9 protein-coding genes are annotated in these 15,845 nt (G+C 66.6%); 4 read left to right on the forward strand and 5 right to left on the reverse strand.

Going from position 1 to position 15,845, the window contains the following annotated elements; translation table 11 throughout:
- Nucleotides 1-60: 60 nt before the first annotated feature.
- Together E4A48_RS10605 and E4A48_RS10610 are read right to left on the reverse strand one after the other, a co-directional pair.
- The gene (locus E4A48_RS10605; protein ID WP_142742382.1) at nucleotides 61-1,650 is read right to left on the reverse strand and encodes a tetratricopeptide repeat-containing sulfotransferase family protein; all 1,590 of its coding nucleotides are present in this window, start codon (nucleotides 1,648-1,650) and stop codon (nucleotides 61-63) included.
- Nucleotides 1,651-1,881: 231 nt separating this feature from the next.
- On the reverse strand, nucleotides 1,882-3,483 hold the full coding sequence (locus E4A48_RS10610) for a phytoene desaturase family protein (protein WP_039006843.1): 1,602 nt from the start codon (nucleotides 3,481-3,483) through the stop codon (nucleotides 1,882-1,884).
- A gap of 174 nt (nucleotides 3,484-3,657) precedes the next feature.
- On the opposite strand from E4A48_RS10610, the gene E4A48_RS10615 reads away from it, so the two are divergent.
- Both E4A48_RS10615 and E4A48_RS10620 read left to right on the forward strand, forming a co-directional pair.
- Nucleotides 3,658-5,769, forward strand: a complete 2,112-nt coding sequence (locus tag E4A48_RS10615; protein ID WP_039006846.1) for a M13 family metallopeptidase — start codon at nucleotides 3,658-3,660, stop codon at nucleotides 5,767-5,769.
- A 207-nt stretch (nucleotides 5,770-5,976) separates the two neighbouring features.
- Nucleotides 5,977-7,986, forward strand: coding sequence for a M13 family metallopeptidase (locus E4A48_RS10620; RefSeq protein ID WP_142742383.1), 2,010 nt, complete (start codon nucleotides 5,977-5,979; stop codon nucleotides 7,984-7,986).
- Between the two features lie 384 nt (nucleotides 7,987-8,370).
- Here E4A48_RS10620 and E4A48_RS10625 read toward each other — a convergent pair whose 3' ends face one another.
- From E4A48_RS10625 to E4A48_RS10635, 3 genes are read right to left on the reverse strand one after another with little or no spacing between them, the layout of a single operon-like run.
- Nucleotides 8,371-9,027 (reverse strand): rhomboid family intramembrane serine protease, encoded by a 657-nt coding sequence (locus E4A48_RS10625; protein ID WP_039006849.1) that lies wholly within the window; start codon nucleotides 9,025-9,027, stop codon nucleotides 8,371-8,373.
- A 40-nt stretch (nucleotides 9,028-9,067) separates the two neighbouring features.
- Nucleotides 9,068-9,433, reverse strand: coding sequence for an MGMT family protein (locus tag E4A48_RS10630; RefSeq protein ID WP_052235038.1), 366 nt, complete (start codon nucleotides 9,431-9,433; stop codon nucleotides 9,068-9,070).
- Nucleotides 9,430-10,365, reverse strand: a complete 936-nt coding sequence (locus E4A48_RS10635; RefSeq protein ID WP_142742384.1) for a DMT family transporter — start codon at nucleotides 10,363-10,365, stop codon at nucleotides 9,430-9,432. The genes E4A48_RS10630 and E4A48_RS10635 overlap by 4 nt, the downstream gene beginning before the upstream one ends.
- Before the next feature lie 531 nt (nucleotides 10,366-10,896).
- Between E4A48_RS10635 and xopX (E4A48_RS10640) the strand changes: the two genes are divergently transcribed.
- Nucleotides 10,897-13,038, forward strand: a complete 2,142-nt coding sequence (xopX, locus tag E4A48_RS10640) for a XopX family type III secretion system effector (protein WP_272929727.1) — start codon at nucleotides 10,897-10,899, stop codon at nucleotides 13,036-13,038.
- 663 nt (nucleotides 13,039-13,701) lie between these two features.
- A complete protein-coding gene (gene xopX / locus E4A48_RS10645; protein WP_312845546.1) occupies nucleotides 13,702-15,822 on the forward strand; it encodes a XopX family type III secretion system effector in 2,121 nt (706 codons plus the stop codon).
- The last annotated feature ends 23 nt before the right edge of the window (nucleotides 15,823-15,845 follow it).

The following is a 15,845-nucleotide window of genomic DNA, read 5'->3' on the forward strand; positions in this document are numbered from 1 at the left end:
CGCGGCCTTGGCGTTGGATCCGTTCGCCGCATGCGTGCTCGGCGCGGCGACCGCGCCGTTTCAGCGGCGGTCACGCTTGCGCATCGCGAACGAGCGCGTCTGCAGCAACTGCTTCAGCTCGGCAAGATCCTCGCCGTAGCGCTGCCAACGCCCCATGTAGGCGCGCGTCATCGAGGTGCGTACCTGCACCACGCTGGCAGTGGCCACCGGCGCCTGATTGTGCTCGAAACGCAGGCAGGTCTGGTCCCACGGCAAGCCGCAGAACTCCAGCAGACGGCGCGTGGTCGGCTCCTGCTCGAGCACCAAGTCTTCGTAGTCGATTTCCAGCAGACGCTGCGGGAACAACGCGCGCCAATGCGCCAGCAAACGCTCGAACATCAGGTAATAGCGGCCAACGTCCATCAGGTCGAAGGAATAGTCGTAGTACGGCGAGGACAACGCGAACAGCTGGCGGAAGTTGCTCAGGCAGGTGTCCATCGGATCGCGCCGCAGGCACACGATGCGTGCGTTCGGCAATGCGCGCGCGATGTGCCCCACGTACAGGAAGTTGTGCGGCAGCTTGTCCACGAAGCGCGGCTTGCTGGCGGTGCCGGGGCGGGTGGATTCGACGTAGGCGCGGCCGAGTTCGCGCCAATCCAGGCCCTGCAGCCGGGTCAGCGTGGCCACGTCCAGGATCGCCGGCGATGGCGTGCGCACCAGGCGCTTGAGCAGCACCGGGAAATTCTGCAGCTCGCCGGCCGAGTGCACCTGCGGATGGCTGGACAGGATCCGGTCCACCAGGGTGGTGCCGCTGCGCGGCATGCCGATCACGAAGATCGGCTCCTGGCTGTCGAAGCCGGACGTCGGCGCAGCGTCGGCACGGAAAGCCTGCTGCAATGCCTCGAACAGCGCCGCATCGCGGTCGGACGTGTAGCCGCGCGCGCGCTTCTGCACCGCCTTGCCCTGCACGTAGCCACGGAACGCGGCATGGTATTCGCCGAGATCTTCGTGCTCCTTGGCCAGTGCCAGGTTGAGATACAGCACCGCTTCCGGCACGTCGCCGGCCGAAGCCAGCGCCTGCTGCAGCGAGGCCAGGTTGTTCTCCTGCGCGCTCCATGTGCGCAGCTGCGACAGCGACAGGTAGACCTTCCAGTAGCGCGGCTCCAGGGCCAGGCACGCCCGGTATTCCTGCTCGGCTTCCTGCACGCTCCCGGAGAACAGCAGCGAGGTGCCGAGGTTGTAGCGGAAGCTGGCCTGCTGCGGCGCCAGTTGCACCGCCTGGGTGAACGCGCGCAGCGCGGCGACGTGTTCGTTGACCTGGGTATAGACAACGCCCAGCGTGTCCAGCGTATGCGCATCGCTCGGCCGCAATGCCATCGCCTGGTCGGCGAAGCGATGCGCCTCCTGCATGAACCGCCCCATCGCCAGCACCTTGGCCAGCTGCGTTGCGTAGTCCGCACGTTGCGGATTCAACGCCGTCGCCTGATACAGGTGCGCCGCGGCAGGCTGCATCTGTTTTAGCTCCAACGCTGCCACGCCCGCCACGAAATGCACGCCGGCGTGTCCCGGCAGCGATCGCAACAACTCCTGCGCAAGCCGCTGCGCCTGGCTCCAGTCGCGCTGGTTGAGCGCAGCGATGGCCTGGTTGTAGAGCTGAACCTGTTCGGTCATGAAGAGGCCTGATGGCGGAGGAAGCCGCTGCTGACGCGAGGACGCCACGGTTCGAGCACGCGGCCGGCCATTATGCCCGGCGATCGGAACGATGGTCCTGGAGATGGCCTTTGAATTGAAGCCCTGCACCATGTCGCATCGTGTGCGCATACCGACGCGGGGCGACGATGGGAGCAAAGCCGCCTGACGAGCGAATGCAACGCCACCGCGAACCGGCACACGGCATCGCGCTCAGCGGCGTCCATCGTCCAGCAACGCCATCGCCGCATTGTGTCCTGGCGCGCCGGTCACGCCGCCACCCGGATGGGTGCCGGAGCCGCACAGGTACAGGCCGGGAATCGCACCGCGGTAGTTGGCCTGGCCGAGCATCGGGCGGGCGCTGAACAACTGGTTGAGGCTCAGCGCGCCGTGGAAGATATCGCCGCCGATCAGGCCGAAGGTGCGCTCCAGGTCCAGCGGGGTCAGCGCCTGCCGGCCCAGCACCGAGTCCGCGAAGCCCGGCGCGTAGCGCTCGACAGTGGCGATCATCAGTTCGGCGACCTCGTCGCGGTGCGCATCCCAGCTGCGCCCGTCCGGCAACTGCGGCGCCACGTGCTGGCAGAACAGGCTGGCGACGTGCTGGCCGGGCGGCGAAAGCGCATCGTCCAGTGTGCTGGGGATCAGGAGTTCGACGATGGGGTCGCGCGACCAACCGTGCTCGCGCGCATCGCGGTAGGCGCGGTCCATGTAGTCCAGGCTCGGCGCCAGGATGATGCCGGCGGTGAGGTGCTCGCCCGGCCCCGGCAACGCGCGGAACTGCGGTAGCCGCGACAGCGCCACGTTCATCCGGAACGTGCCCGAGCCGCAGCGCCACTGCGCCATGCGTTCGCGGGTGGCGGCCGGCACGTGCGCCGGGTCGAGCAGGCGCTCGTACAACAGCTTGGGATTGACGTTGGCGACGACGCGCCGCGCATACAGGCGCTCGCCGTGCTCGGTGACCACGCCGACCGCGCGCCCGTCCTCGACCAGGATCTCGCGTACGCCGGCGTCGGTGCGGATCTGCGCGCCCGCGGCGAGCGCGGCCTTGGCCATCGCCTGGGTGATCGCGCCCATGCCGCCGAGCGCATGGCCCCACGCGCCCTTGACCCCGTTGCTCTCGCCGAACACGTGGTGCAGCAGCACGTAGGCCGAACCAGGCGTGTACGGGCTGGCATAGTTGCCGACGATGCCGTCGAAACCGAACAAGGCCTTGACCGGATCGCTTTCGAACCAACGCTCCAGGTACTCGGCGGCGGAGAGGGTGAACAGGTCCAGCAGCTCCTGGCGCAGGCCGGGATCGAGCGCATGCAGGCGGCGGCCGAGGCGGCCGGCACGCAGCAGTTCCGGGAACGCCTGCACCCAGCCGCCATCGGTGACGTTCGGCGGTGGCTGCAGCGCCAGCGCACGCAGCACGTCGGCGATGCGCTCCAACCGCGCCTCGTAGGCCGGCAGGCGTTCGGCGTCGCGGGCGGAGAACTTCGCCACCTGTGCCTGAGTGATGCCGGCACCGGCCAGCAGATAGCGGTCGTCGGGCAGCGGCACGAAGTTGTTGCAGCGGCGCGGCACGATGCGCAGGCCGTGCGCGGCCAGGCCCAGATCGGCGATCACCTTCGGCTGCAGCAGCGACACCGTATAGGACGCCACCGAATTGCGGAAGCCGGGGTGGAATTCCTCGGTGACCGCTGCGCCGCCGACCACGCCGCGCCGCTCCAGCACCCTGACCTTCCAGCCGGCGCGTGCAAGATACGCGGCGCAGACCAGGCCGTTGTGGCCGGCGCCGACGATCAGAGCATCGCAGGACGGTTCGCGCTTCACTCCGGGGATGATACCGGCCCGCCGGCCTCACACCTGCTGAGCACGAGCACCCGGCCCATGACCTTCGACACCCCTGAAACCCCGGGCAGCGGCGTACAGTCTGGCCACGGCCCCTTGGGCCATTCCGTATCCACGCTGGCTTGGAGCTTCCTTGTGACCTTTCGCAATCCCCAGATGCTGCTGTTGACCCTGGCCGTGAGCGCCGCCCTCAGCGGCTGCAACAAGCCCGACGCGGCAGCGCCCGCCGCCGACGCCGCCAAGACCGAGGCAGCCGCCGCGCCGGCGCCTGCCGCAACGCCGGCCGAACTGAAGCTCGACGCCAGCAAGCTGCCCCCCTACAGCGCCTTTGCCGCCAGCGACCTGGATCCGAGCAAGGACGCCTGCAACGACTTCGCCGGCTACGTCAACGGCAAGTGGCTGGCCGCCAACGAAATCCCCAAGGACCGCAGCAGCTGGGGCGCGTTCTCGATCCTGGACGAGCGCTCGGTCGCCGTGCAGCACCAGTTGGCCGAACAGGCCGCTGCCGCCAACGGGCAGGGCGTGGACAAGATCGTCGGCGATTTCTGGGCCTCGGGCATGGACGAAGCCAAGGTCAACGCGCAGGGCATCGCACCGCTGAAGGCCGACCTGGCCGCGATCGACGGCCTCAAGGATGGCCCGGCGGTGGCCGAGTACCTGCGCCAGAGCGCGGCCAAGGGCGAGAACGGCCTGTTCGGCTTCGGCGCCCAAGCCGACTTCAAGCATGCCTCGATGAACATGGCCTACGCGACGCAGGGCGGCCTGGGCCTGCCCGAACGCGGCTACTACTTCGATGCCGACAAGAAGGACAAACTCAACGCTTATCAGGCGCACGTGGCCAAGGTGCTGGAGCTATCCGGGGTGCCGGCCGCCGATGCGGCCAAGCAGGCCAAGGACGTGGTGGCGCTGGAAACGCGCCTGGCCAAGGTCTCCAAGTCCAGCGAACAGATGTCGCGCGACGCCGAGCTGGCCTACAACCCGATCACCCCCGCCGACGCCGACAAGCTGACCCCAAACTTCCCGTGGACCAAGTTCTTCGCGTCGCAGGGCGTGGCGGTGCCGGAGAGGTTCTCGCTGGCGATCCCGGCGTTCCACCAGGAAGTGAGCAAGGCGCTGGGCGACACCGATCCGTCGGTGTGGCGCGCCTACCTGCGCTTCCACACCGTCGATAGCGCCTCGCCGTACCTGAGCGATACGTTCGCGCAGGAAAGCTTCGCGTTCTACGGCAAGGAGCTCAACGGCCAGGCCGAGATGAAGCCGCGTTGGAAGCGCGTGCTCGGCAGCATCGAGGACGGCGCCGGCGAGGCGATGGGCCAGATGTACGTCAAGGTCGCTTTCTCGGCCGACGCCAAGGCCAAGATGCAGCAACTGGTGGACAACCTGCGCCAGGCGTTGAAGGTGCGCATCGAGCACGTCACCTGGATGAGCCCGGAGACCAAGGCCAAGGCGATCGCCAAGTGGGAGACTTTCACCCCGAAGATCGGCTACCCGGACAAGTGGCGCGATTACAGCGGCCTGAGCACCCAGCGCGACAGCTACCTGGACAACATGCGCGCTGCCACCGCGTTCAACTACAAGTACAACCTGAGCAAGATCGGCAAGCCGGTGGACAAGACCGAATGGGACATGACCCCGCAGACGGTCAACGCCTACTACAACCCGCTGCAGAACGAGATCGTGTTCCCGGCCGCGATCCTGCAGCCGCCGTTCTTCGATCCCGCTGCCGACGACGCGTTCAACTACGGAGGTATCGGCGCGGTGATCGGCCATGAGATGACCCATGGCTACGACGACCAGGGCAGCCGTTTCGGACCCGACGGCAACTTCATCAAGGATCCGGGTTGGTGGACGCCGAAGGACCTGGCCGCGTTCAAGGGGCTGACCGGCAAGCTGGTCAAGCAGTTCGACGAGTACAAGGTGGACGGCAAGCCGGTCAACGGCAAGCTGACCCTGGGCGAGAACATCGCCGACCTGGGCGGCCTGTCCACCGCCTACGACGCACTGCAGAAGGCCACCGCGGGCAAGGACGATCCGAAGGTGGGCGGGATGACGCGCGACCAGAACTTCTTCCTCAACTGGGCCACCGTGTGGCGCACCAAGTACACCCCGCAGAACGCGATGGTGCGCCTGGCCACCGATCCGCACGCCCCGGCGCAGTTCCGCGCGATGGGCGCGCCGTCGAACCTGCCGGCCTTCGCCGCCGCGTTCCAGTGCAAGGCGGGCTCGCCGATGGTGCGCGCCGGCGACAGGCAGGTCGTGATCTGGTAAGCGCAGCAGTTCCACTGCAACGCGAAAAGGCCCGGCATGTCCGGGCCTTTTCTTTGCCCGCTGCTGGTTTGCCGACTGCGCGCGTCCAGCACACGCCCGCGCATTCTTCTGAACCGGTTAGGGAGAGCCGCGCCACGCCATGGCCACAGCTGCAGGCCGCAGCTTGTTAAACTCCGCCGACTTTAATCCTGACCGGATTCGCTCCCGATGCTCACTGCCCGTCCGCTTGCCCTCGCTGTCGCCCTCGGCCTGATCGCCCTGGCGTCCACCGCCGATGCCGCGCCCAAGAAGAAGCGCGCCGCCGCCAAGGCGCCCGTCGTCAGCGCCGCCTGCACCGATTTCTACGACGACGCCAATGCCGATTGGCTGAAGAGCAACCCGCTGCCGCAGACCGGCGCCGTCACCGCCCTGGGCCAGTTGTCCGCGCGCGCGCAGCAACAGCAACGCGACCTGCTCGATGCGTCGATGCAGTCGCCGCAGAACGACGTGCAGAAAGCGCTGGGCGATTTCTGGGCCAGCGGCCTGGACGAAGCGGCGGTGGAGAAGGACGGGTCCAACCCGATCGCACCGCTGCTCAGCCGCATCGACGCGATCAAGAAGGCCAAGGAGGTGCCGGCCTCGATCGCCGCGCTGCACCAGATCGGCATCCCGGTGGCGTTCAATTTCGGCGCCGACGTCGACCTGAAGGCGCTGGACCGCCACATCGGCTACTTCATGCAGGGCGGCATGGGCCTGCCCGACCCGGCCTACTACACCCGCACCGACGCCGACACCGTGGCGCTGATGGGCCGCTACCGCGCCTACGTCAAGCAGATCCTGACCCTGACCGGCACCCCGGCGGCCAAGCTCGAGGCCGACGCCCAGTCGGTGCTGCAGATCGAGACCGCGCTGGCGCGCAGCGCCAAGTCGCTGGCCGGCATCAACAACCCGTTCAACAACTACGCACCGATCTCCACCAAGGAGTTGAACAAGCAGTACCGCAACCTGCAGCTGGACGCGTTCCTGAAGGCGCAGGGCGTCAACGACGACCTGGTGTCGATGGCCGACCCGGACATGTTCAAGCAGCTCGACGGCATGATCGTCAGCATCAAGCCCGAGCAATGGAAGGCCTACCTGCGCTGGCGCGTCGGCGACGCGATGGCGCCGTACCTGTCCAAGAGCTTCCGCGACGCCAGCTTCGAGTTCCGCGGCCGCGTGCTGGAAGGCCAGACCCTGCCGCCGCAGCGCTGGTCGCAGGTGCTGGACGCGATCAACGTCGCCGCCGGCCCGATGCTGGGCCGCGAGTACGTCGGCCGCTATCTCAACGCCGACACCCGCCGCCAGGCCGAGAGCATCGCCGACCAGGTGCGCGACACCGAGATCGCCGCGATCAAGCGCAACACCTGGCTGAGCGAGTCGGCGCGCGCCGAAGCGCAGGCCAAGCTGGCCGCGCTGAAGATCGAGATCGGCGCGCCGCGCCGCGACCTGGACTACAGCGTGCAGCCGATGGGCCGCGGCAGCTTCGGCGGCAACATGCTGATCGCCTCCACCTGGCGCCACCGCGAGGAAATGAAGCGCATCGGCAAGGGCAACGCCGACCGCCGCTGGGACGTGCTGCCGCAGCAGCCGGCGCTGACCTACGACCTCGCCCAGAACCGCCTGATCGTCACCGCCGCGGTACTGCAGCCGCCGGCGTTCGTCGCCGGCGGCGATGCCGCCGCGCTGTACGGCGGCTACGGCGCGCTGGTCGCGCACGAACTGATCGGCGCGATCGACAGCAAGGGCAGCCAGGTCGACGCCAAGGGCGAACTGCGCAACTGGTGGACCGCGGAAGACAAGAACGCGTGGAACGCATTGAGCGCGCGCGCCGCGGCGCAGTACGGCGCCTACGACTTCCCCGGCGTGAAAGGCGCCAAGGTCAACGGCCAGCTGACCCAGGAACAGGACCTGACCGACATCGGCAGCGTCGAACTGGCCTGGCAGGCGTATGCCGCCGCCCAGCCCGCCGCCGGCGACGCCGGCAAGCAGGCGTTCTACAAGGCATGGGCCGGCCTGTGGGCGCAGCAGCTGTCGCCGAACGAAGCGGTGCAGCGCGTCACCGCCGACGTGCACGCGCCCGGCCGCTGGCGCGCCAACGGCCCGCTGGCCAACCTGCCCTCCTTCGCCGCCACCTTCACCTGCAAGGCCGGCCAGCCGATGGTGCGCAGCGACGCCGAGCAGATCCGCGTCTGGCCGTAATCGCAGTTCGCTAAGCAATACATGCACGACGGCGCGGGCAACCGCGCCGTCGTGCGTTGTGGCGATAGCGATCGACAAAACGCGCCAGCCTCGCGGCGTTTGGCAACGGCCATCGGCTCGACCAAGCCAACGCGCCGCGCCATCACCTGCGACGATGCGTCTCGAAGGACTACCCGATGCGCTCGAACGCACGCTCGCTCGCTCAGTTGCTGCGCGCGGATGCACCGACTCCCGAAATGCGCCGAGAGCGCATCACGGGCATCGCTACCGAAGTGGAAGTAGCCGCTTTGCGTGGGGCGATGTCGGATCGCCCCTCAGGATCGTTCGCTGCACGCGCCGGATCACTTCACTACAGCGGCGCCTGTCGATGCAGGCTGATCCCCCTCAGCGCACGATCCGCGGCCGCGGCGGCTTGCGCTTGCCGAACGGCGGCTGGCCGCGCCAGTAGCGGATCAGCAGCCAGCCGAACAGCATGCCGCCCAGGTGCGCGAAGTGCGCCACGCCCGGCTGCCAGCCGGTGAAGCCCATGATCAGCTCCAGCGCGCCGAACACGATCACGAAGGTGCGCGCCTTCATCGGAATCGGCGGGAACAGCAGCATCACCCGCTGGTTCGGGAACAGCATGCCGAACGCCAGCAACAGGCCGAACACGCCGCCGGAGGCGCCCAGGGTCGGATACGGATCGCCGCCGTTGCTTACCGTCCACCAGCCCACCAGCACCTGGCACAGGCCGGCGCCGGCCACGCACACCAGGTAGTAGGTCAGGAAGCGCTTGTTGCCCCAGGTCTGCTCCAGCGGACCGCCGAACATGTACAGCGCCAGCATATTGAACAACAGATGCGAGAAGCCGCCATGCAGGAAGCCGTAGGTCAGCAGCTGCCAGATCTGGAAGTTCTGCCCCGGCGAAAACGCATCGAAGTTACTGATCGGCCACAGCATGAAGGGCGCGAAGGTGTCGTCGCCCAGCAATAGCTGCAGCAGGAACACGGCCACATTGCCGATCAGCAGGGCTTGGGTCACAGGCGGAAGTCTGGGGAACATGGTCGTGTCCGTGGCAACTGCCCACCATCATAGCCGCTCGCTATTGCGGACCCCATAACGCCGCGTCGAGATCGCGCGCCGGCGTTGGGTCGCGCTTCACCCGTCCGCCCTGCACCGCCACGCCTTCGCCGCGCAGCCGCTGGCACTGTTCGCGGAAGCCGCGCGAGCCTTCCGCGAAGGCGATACGCCCGTTGCTGCGCAGCACCCGGTGCCAGGGCAGCGTGGTATCGGTGTTGCCGCCGAGCACGCGTGCGACCAGCCGCGCGCGGCCAGGCAAGCCGGCCAGCATCGCCACCTCGCCGTAGCCGCGCACCTGGCCTGAAGGAATCGCGCGGATCGTCGCCAGGATGCGGGCCTGGGCCAGTGCCGATGCCTCGGCGTGGGGTGCGGCGCGGCGCCCGCTCATGGCGGCAGCATCCGCGACGGCCGCGATACCAGCAGCACCCCGCCCAGCACCAGCAGCGTGCCGGCGATCTGCCAAGGCCCCATTGCCTCGCCCAGCAGCAGTACGCTGAGCACGATCGTCGAGACCGGACCGAGCATGCCGATCTGCGAGGCCAGGCCCGAGCCGATGCGCCGCAGCGCCAGCATCGTCGCCAGCACCGGCAGCGCCGTGCACACCGAGCCGTTGAGCAGCGACAGCGCATACACCGGCGTCGGCAGCAGCAAGCCGTGCAACGGCCGCAGCAGCAGGAACTGGACGATGCACAGCACGCAGGCGACCAGGCTGGCGTAGGCGGTCAGCCGCACCGCGCCGATCCGCGCCACCACATGCCCGCTGCCGACCAGGTACAGCGCATAGGCCATCGCGCTGCCGAACACCAGCAGGCTACCCCAGGCGGTGCGCGCGCCGCCGACCTGCAGGTCATGGCCGAAGGCAAGCAGCACGCCGAGATAGCTCAGTACCAGCGCCCACAGCTGGCGGCGCTGCGGCCGGCGACGGAAGACCAGCACGCCGATCAGCAGCACCAGGGTCGGGGTCAGGTACAGGATCAGCCGCTCCAGCGTGGCGGTGATGTAGGCCAGACCGAGGAAATCCAGGTAGCTAGCCACGTAGTAGCCGAGCACGCCGAGCGCGCAGATGCGCCAGCGGTCGCCACGCTGCAACGGCGGCGCGCGGCGCGCGGCCCAAAGCGCCATCGCCGCGAAGCACGGCAGCGCCACCAGCATGCGCAGCGCCAGCAGGGTCACCGCGTCCACGCCATAGCGATAGCCGAGCTTGACGATGATCGCCTTGCCAGAAAACCCGATCGCGCCGGCGGCAGCGAGCAGCACGCCGCGCATGTCGGCGGACGCGCTCGCCAGCGGGGCGGGAGTCGAGCGTCCGGGCGCGCTCATCGCCGGCCTGCACCCAGACGGAAGTGGACATCGTGCATGCCGCAAGTCTAAGGCCGCCGCGCAGCGCGCATGCCGGCCAGCACCGGCAACTGACCAACGCTATCGACCGAGAGCGGCGCCGCCGCGACAACGGCACGCGCCAGGGCCGGCCGCTGCAATCGCGCGTACCGATACGGGTACCGATAACTGCGTGCCTGCAAACTTCCTATAACGCGCCATGATTTCGCACCGACGGATCTTGACACCAGGATCATCCTTAAGATCACTTCAAGGGCGTTTCATTCATCTTGCAGCAAGGCTGCACGCCATGGTTGCGCATGCACTCCCGCGGACAACGGGTCGCCGCACATGGCATTCCTACCTGGCAGCGCCGGGAGTGCAGTGCCTGCTTGGCGAGCTGAAAAACGCTACTCAGCGCAATCGGCATTGATGACGCGCCCCGATCGCCGCACTCGCCTGCGGCTTTTGCACCGCCCTGTGGTTTCACAGCCCTGCCCCTCCCCCAGGTTCAATGCAGAGGATCCTATTCACATGTACAGCAAATCCGTTAGCCCATCGACCGGTACCTCGCCGCCGGAGATTTCCACCGAAGCAGCGCCCGCAGCCCCTCACGCAACGGCGCCACCTCCAGCCGAGGCGCCCGTGCCAGGCTTTTTGGCAGAGCGGGCGCCTCGCCGTAGTAGCAGCGATGCCGACAGACCCGCCACCGCGCCGGCGACACCTGAGCAAACGGCTGCGCACGTAGAACCTGCGACGCCCCAGGACAGCGGCGATCACGTGGCGGCTTCGTCTCTGGCGCATGCCCGCGCCTTCCTGGCGGCGGGTGCGCAGCGGGTCAACGGCGCCGCTTCGCATGCGGCCACACTGGCCACGTCGGCGTGGAGTAGCAGCGCATCCAGCATCGCATCGGCCGCCGAGCAGGTGTGGACGATGAGCGACCTGCGCACCATGCTGCAGTTACAGGCGAATGATCCAGAATTCCTGAGAATTCTGCGTGGTATCGATCCGGAGCAGCCAGCCGATTACACCTTGGCCTTGTGCCGCGAGCACATGGAGCAACTGAAGATACTGTGCAAGGATAATACGACTGATTCGGATCATTCGAATGATATGCCGCAGCATCTGCGCAAGGCGATTCGGAGGGATATCCGAGCGGTGGAGAAGGCGCTGGATCCGCTCGAAAATGGCACACCGGCAACGGGCCGAGCGCTGAAGTCCCTGGTCAACCTGGTCAATACCTGGCCGGTGCTGGTTCCCAGCCCGCTGCTGGCCAATCAGGCCAAGACGTTCGCCTACACGATCGCTGGCGTCACCAAGGGCGTCCTCGGGCTGTCGATGTCGGCATTGCGCTCGACCGCCGATGGCATGCCTTTTCCGCTGTGGAGCGGCCAATTGGGCCGGGAAGCCAACGAAGTCCATTTCTATGTGGGGCTGCTCAATGGCATTTTTCTTGCCACCGAAGTGCCCAAGAAATATTTCTCGGAATCGGTGAAGCAGACGGCCGAAGCGATCGACGACAGTCTCTACTTCCGTACAGGCGCCGTCGTCGCTGCCGCCGCCGTGCTGTTGACTCCGTTCGTCTGGAACAACGTCAAACAGATCGCCGGCCGGGCTCGCGATGGTGCCATGCGCATGGCCGCCAGTGGTGCGGAACGGGTCGGCCTAAGCGCTTTGGCGAAGCCGTTGCACGACCGGCTCGATCCCATCCAGGTCAGCGCAGAACTGCGCACTAGCTTGAACGAGATCTGGCTGCAGCTGGAGAACGGGCGCGCGGCATTCGAGCAAAGCCGCCGCGACTTCACCGCCCCAGGCAGCGGGCGCGAACTCACCCGCACGCTGAATTCCCAGTGCACCCATTTGCTGGAAACCTTGCACAACTGCAGCGAACGCTTCAGTAGCGCGGTGGGACTGGATCGCACGCAGGAGGGCATCGCGACGCATGGGTCGAGAAACTCCGATTTTGCTTCGAAACTGGCATTGACCATCCTGGCTGCCGGCGTCACCGGATCCACCGTGTTCTTGATCCAGCCCGACAAGATCGGCACCGCGGATGTGGTGGCCGATGCACTGGTGGTGACCGCAGTCATGGCGCAATCGGCCTGGAACAAGCAGGCCACCCGGCAAGACGCGATGGAACGCTTCAAGACGATGAACGCAGTCAGCATGGTGATGGTTCTCGCCCTAGGTGCGGACAAGTTGTCCAAGATCTTCACGCCCGAGGGCTTGATCGAGTCGTCCGCGAACTCGCCTTATTACGCAGGGCTGGTGATGGCGCTCATGTCGATGACGATGCCCGGCCCGATGGCGCGCGGCGCCGAGTTGGCGATGAACTGGGCCGCTGGCAAGATCATCGGCCGGTGCACGGATGCGAACGGCACCACCCTGGTCACACGCCAAGCGCAGACCGTCCAAGAGTTGCAGGAACACATGGCCAGCGTGCAGGAGCACGTCGCCGGCCTGAATCCCGAACAGCTAGAGCGGTACGAGGAACAGGTAGGCGCCAACGTGCAAAATCTCATCGCCAACGCTGGCGCAGCGCGGCAGCCGGCGCGAACGTCCGGCGTGACGATCAGCGAAATCGAAGAAGAAGAACCGACGCCGCCAGCGCACGAGGCGGGCGTCGAACCAGCGGCCACGCACAGCCCCGCGCATGGCGCATCCCAACCTAGCTGACGCCGGCGCAATCCCGGCACGCGTCCGCCCGGCCCAGTGCCGGGCGACGCTCAGCGCATCAGCACCAGGTCCTCGACCTGAGTCGCCCAGCCTTTCATAGTCGTCTTCGAGCCATAGTTTCTGGCAATGGATAAGGTCAACATGAGCGGCAAGCGGTCACGCGTCGGTGCGGCCGCCGCGCAGCGTGCGCGGGCCAGCACTCGACAACTCGCCACCTCCACCGCGCAATAATTGCGCCGCCGCGACAACGGCAGCAGCCGGGGCCGGCCGCTGCAATCGCGCGTGCCGATAACTGCATGCCTGCAAACTTCCTATAACGCGAGATGATTTCCCTATGACGGGATATGATTTCGCACCGACGGTGTCTTCGCACCAAAATGGCGATTACGGTCATTTCAAGGGCGTTCCATTCATCTTGGAGCAAGGCTGCGGGACATGGTTGCGCATGCACCGCGCGGACAACGGATCGCCGCACATGGCATTCATGCCTGGTGCTGGAAGCGCCGGGAATCCAATGCCTGCTTGGCGAACTGAAAAATGCGACGCAGCGCAATCGGCATTGATGGCGCCCCCGATCGCCGCACTCGCCTGCGGCTTTTGCACCGCCCTGTGGTTTCACAGCCCTGCCCCTCCCCCAGGTTCAATACAGAGGATCCTATTCACATGTACAGCAAATCCGTTAGCGCATCGTCCGGCACCCCACTACCGGAGATTTCCACCGAAGCAGCGCCCGCAGCGCCTCACGCAACGGCGCCGCCGCCAGCCGAAGCGCCCGTGTCAGGCGTTTTGGCGGAGCGGGCGCCTCGCCGTAGTAGCAGCGATGCCGACAGACCCACCACCGCGCCGGCGACACCTGAGCAAACGGCTGCGCACGTAGAACCTGCGACGCCCCAGGACAGCGGCGATCACGCGGCGGCTTCGCCCCTGGCGCATGCCCGCGCCTTCCTGGCGGCGGGTGCGCAGCGGGTCAACGGCGCCGCTTCGCATGCGGCCACACTGGCCACGTCGGCGTGGAGTAGCAGCGCATCCAGCATCGCATCGGCCGCCGAGCAGGTGTGGACGATGAGCGACCTGCGCACCATGCTGCAGTTACAGGCGAACGATCCAGAATTCCTGAAAATTCTGCGTGGCAGCGATCCGGAGCAGCCAGCCGGCTACACCTTGGCCTCGTGCCGCAAGCACGTGAAGCAACTGAGGACACTGTGCAACGATAATTCGAATGATATGCCGAAGCATCTGCGCAGCGCGATTCTGAGCGATATCCAAGCGGTGGAGAAGGCGCTGGATCCGCTCGAAAATGGCACACCGGCGACGGGCCGGGCGCTGAAGTCCTTGGTCAACCTGGTCAATGCCTGGCCATTGCTGGTTCCCAGCCCGCTGCTGGCCAATCAGGCCAAGACGTTCGCCTACTCGATCGCTGGCGCCACCAGGGGCGTCCTCGGGGTGTCGATGTCGGCATTGCGCTCGACCGCCGATGGCATGCCTTTTCCGCTGTTGGGCGGCCAATTGGGCCGGGAAGCCAACGAAATGCATTTCTATGCGTGGCTGCTCAATGGCATTTTTCTTGCCACCGAAGTGCCCAAGAAATATTTCTCGGGATCGGTGAAGCAAAAGGCCGAAGCGATCGACAACAGCCTCTACTTCCGTTCGGGCGCCGCCGTCGCTGCCGCCGCCGTGCTGGTGACTCCGTTCGTCTGGAACAACGTCAAACAGATCGCCGGCCTAGCTCGCGATGGTGCCATACGTATGGCCGCCAATGGTGCCGAACGGGTCGGCCTAAGCGATTGGGCGAAGCCGTTGCACGACCGGCTCGATCCCATCCAGGTCAGCGAAGAACTGCGCACTAGCTTGAACCATATCTGGCTGCAGCTGGAGAACGGGCGAACGGCATTCGAGCAAAGCCGCCGCAACTTCACCGAAGACGGCGGGCGGGAACTCACCAGTACGCTCAATTCCCAGTGCACCCATTTGCTGGAAACCTTGCACAACTGCAGCGAACGCTTCAGTAACGCGTTGGGACTGGATCGCACGCAGGAGGGCATCGCGCCGCAGGGGACGAAGAACTCCGATTTCTCTTCCAAACTGGCGTTGACCATCCTGGGTGCAGGCGTCACCGGATCCACCGTGTTCTTCATCCAACCCGACAAGATCGGCACCGCGGATCTGGTGGCCGATTCGATGGTGGTGACCGCGGTCATGGCGCAATCGGCCTGGAACAAGCAGGCCACCCGACAAGACGCGATGGAACGCTTCAAGGCGATGAGCGCGGGCAGCATGGTGATGGCGCTCGCGCTGGGAGCGGACAAGTTCTCCAAGAGCTTCACGCCCAACGGCCTGATCGAGTCGTCCCCGAACTCGCCGTATTACGCAGGACTGGTGATGACGCTCATGTCGATGACGATGCCCGGCCCGATGGCGCGCGGCGCCGAATTGGCGATGAACTGGGCCGCTGGCAAGATCATCGGCCGGTGCACGGATGCGAACGGCACCACCCTGGTCACACGCCAAGCGCAGACTGTCCAAGAGTTGCAGGAACACGTGGCCAGCGTGCAGGAGCACGTCGCCGGCCTGAATCCCGAACAGCTAGAGCAGTACGAGGAACAGGTAGGCGCCAACGTGCAAAATCTCATCGCCAACGCTGGCATAGCGCGGCAGACGGCGCGAACGTCCGGCGTGACGATCAGCGAAATCGAAGAAGAAGAACCGACGCCGCCAGCGCACGAGGCGGGCGTCGAACCAGCGGCCACGCACAGCCCCGCGCATGGCGCATCCCAACCTAGCTGACGCCGGCGCAATCCCGGCACGCG

Origin of the sequence: Xanthomonas translucens pv. cerealis, from assembly GCF_006838285.1 — a bacterium.
Lineage (GTDB): Bacteria > Pseudomonadota > Gammaproteobacteria > Xanthomonadales > Xanthomonadaceae > Xanthomonas_A > Xanthomonas_A cerealis.

Coding starts and splice junctions, on each gene's coding strand:
- E4A48_RS10605 (WP_142742382.1), bottom strand. CDS start 1,650: ATGACCGAACAGGTTCAGCTCTACAACCAGGCCATCGCTGCGCTCAAC.
- E4A48_RS10615 (WP_039006846.1), top strand. CDS start 3,658: ATGCTGCTGTTGACCCTGGCCGTGAGCGCCGCCCTCAGCGGCTGCAAC.
- E4A48_RS10620 (WP_142742383.1), top strand. CDS start 5,977: ATGCTCACTGCCCGTCCGCTTGCCCTCGCTGTCGCCCTCGGCCTGATC.
- E4A48_RS10625 (WP_039006849.1), bottom strand. CDS start 9,027: ATGTTCCCCAGACTTCCGCCTGTGACCCAAGCCCTGCTGATCGGCAAT.
- E4A48_RS10630 (WP_052235038.1), bottom strand. CDS start 9,433: ATGAGCGGGCGCCGCGCCGCACCCCACGCCGAGGCATCGGCACTGGCC.
- E4A48_RS10635 (WP_142742384.1), bottom strand. CDS start 10,365: ATGAGCGCGCCCGGACGCTCGACTCCCGCCCCGCTGGCGAGCGCGTCC.
- xopX (WP_272929727.1), top strand. CDS start 10,897: ATGTACAGCAAATCCGTTAGCCCATCGACCGGTACCTCGCCGCCGGAG.
- xopX (WP_312845546.1), top strand. CDS start 13,702: ATGTACAGCAAATCCGTTAGCGCATCGTCCGGCACCCCACTACCGGAG.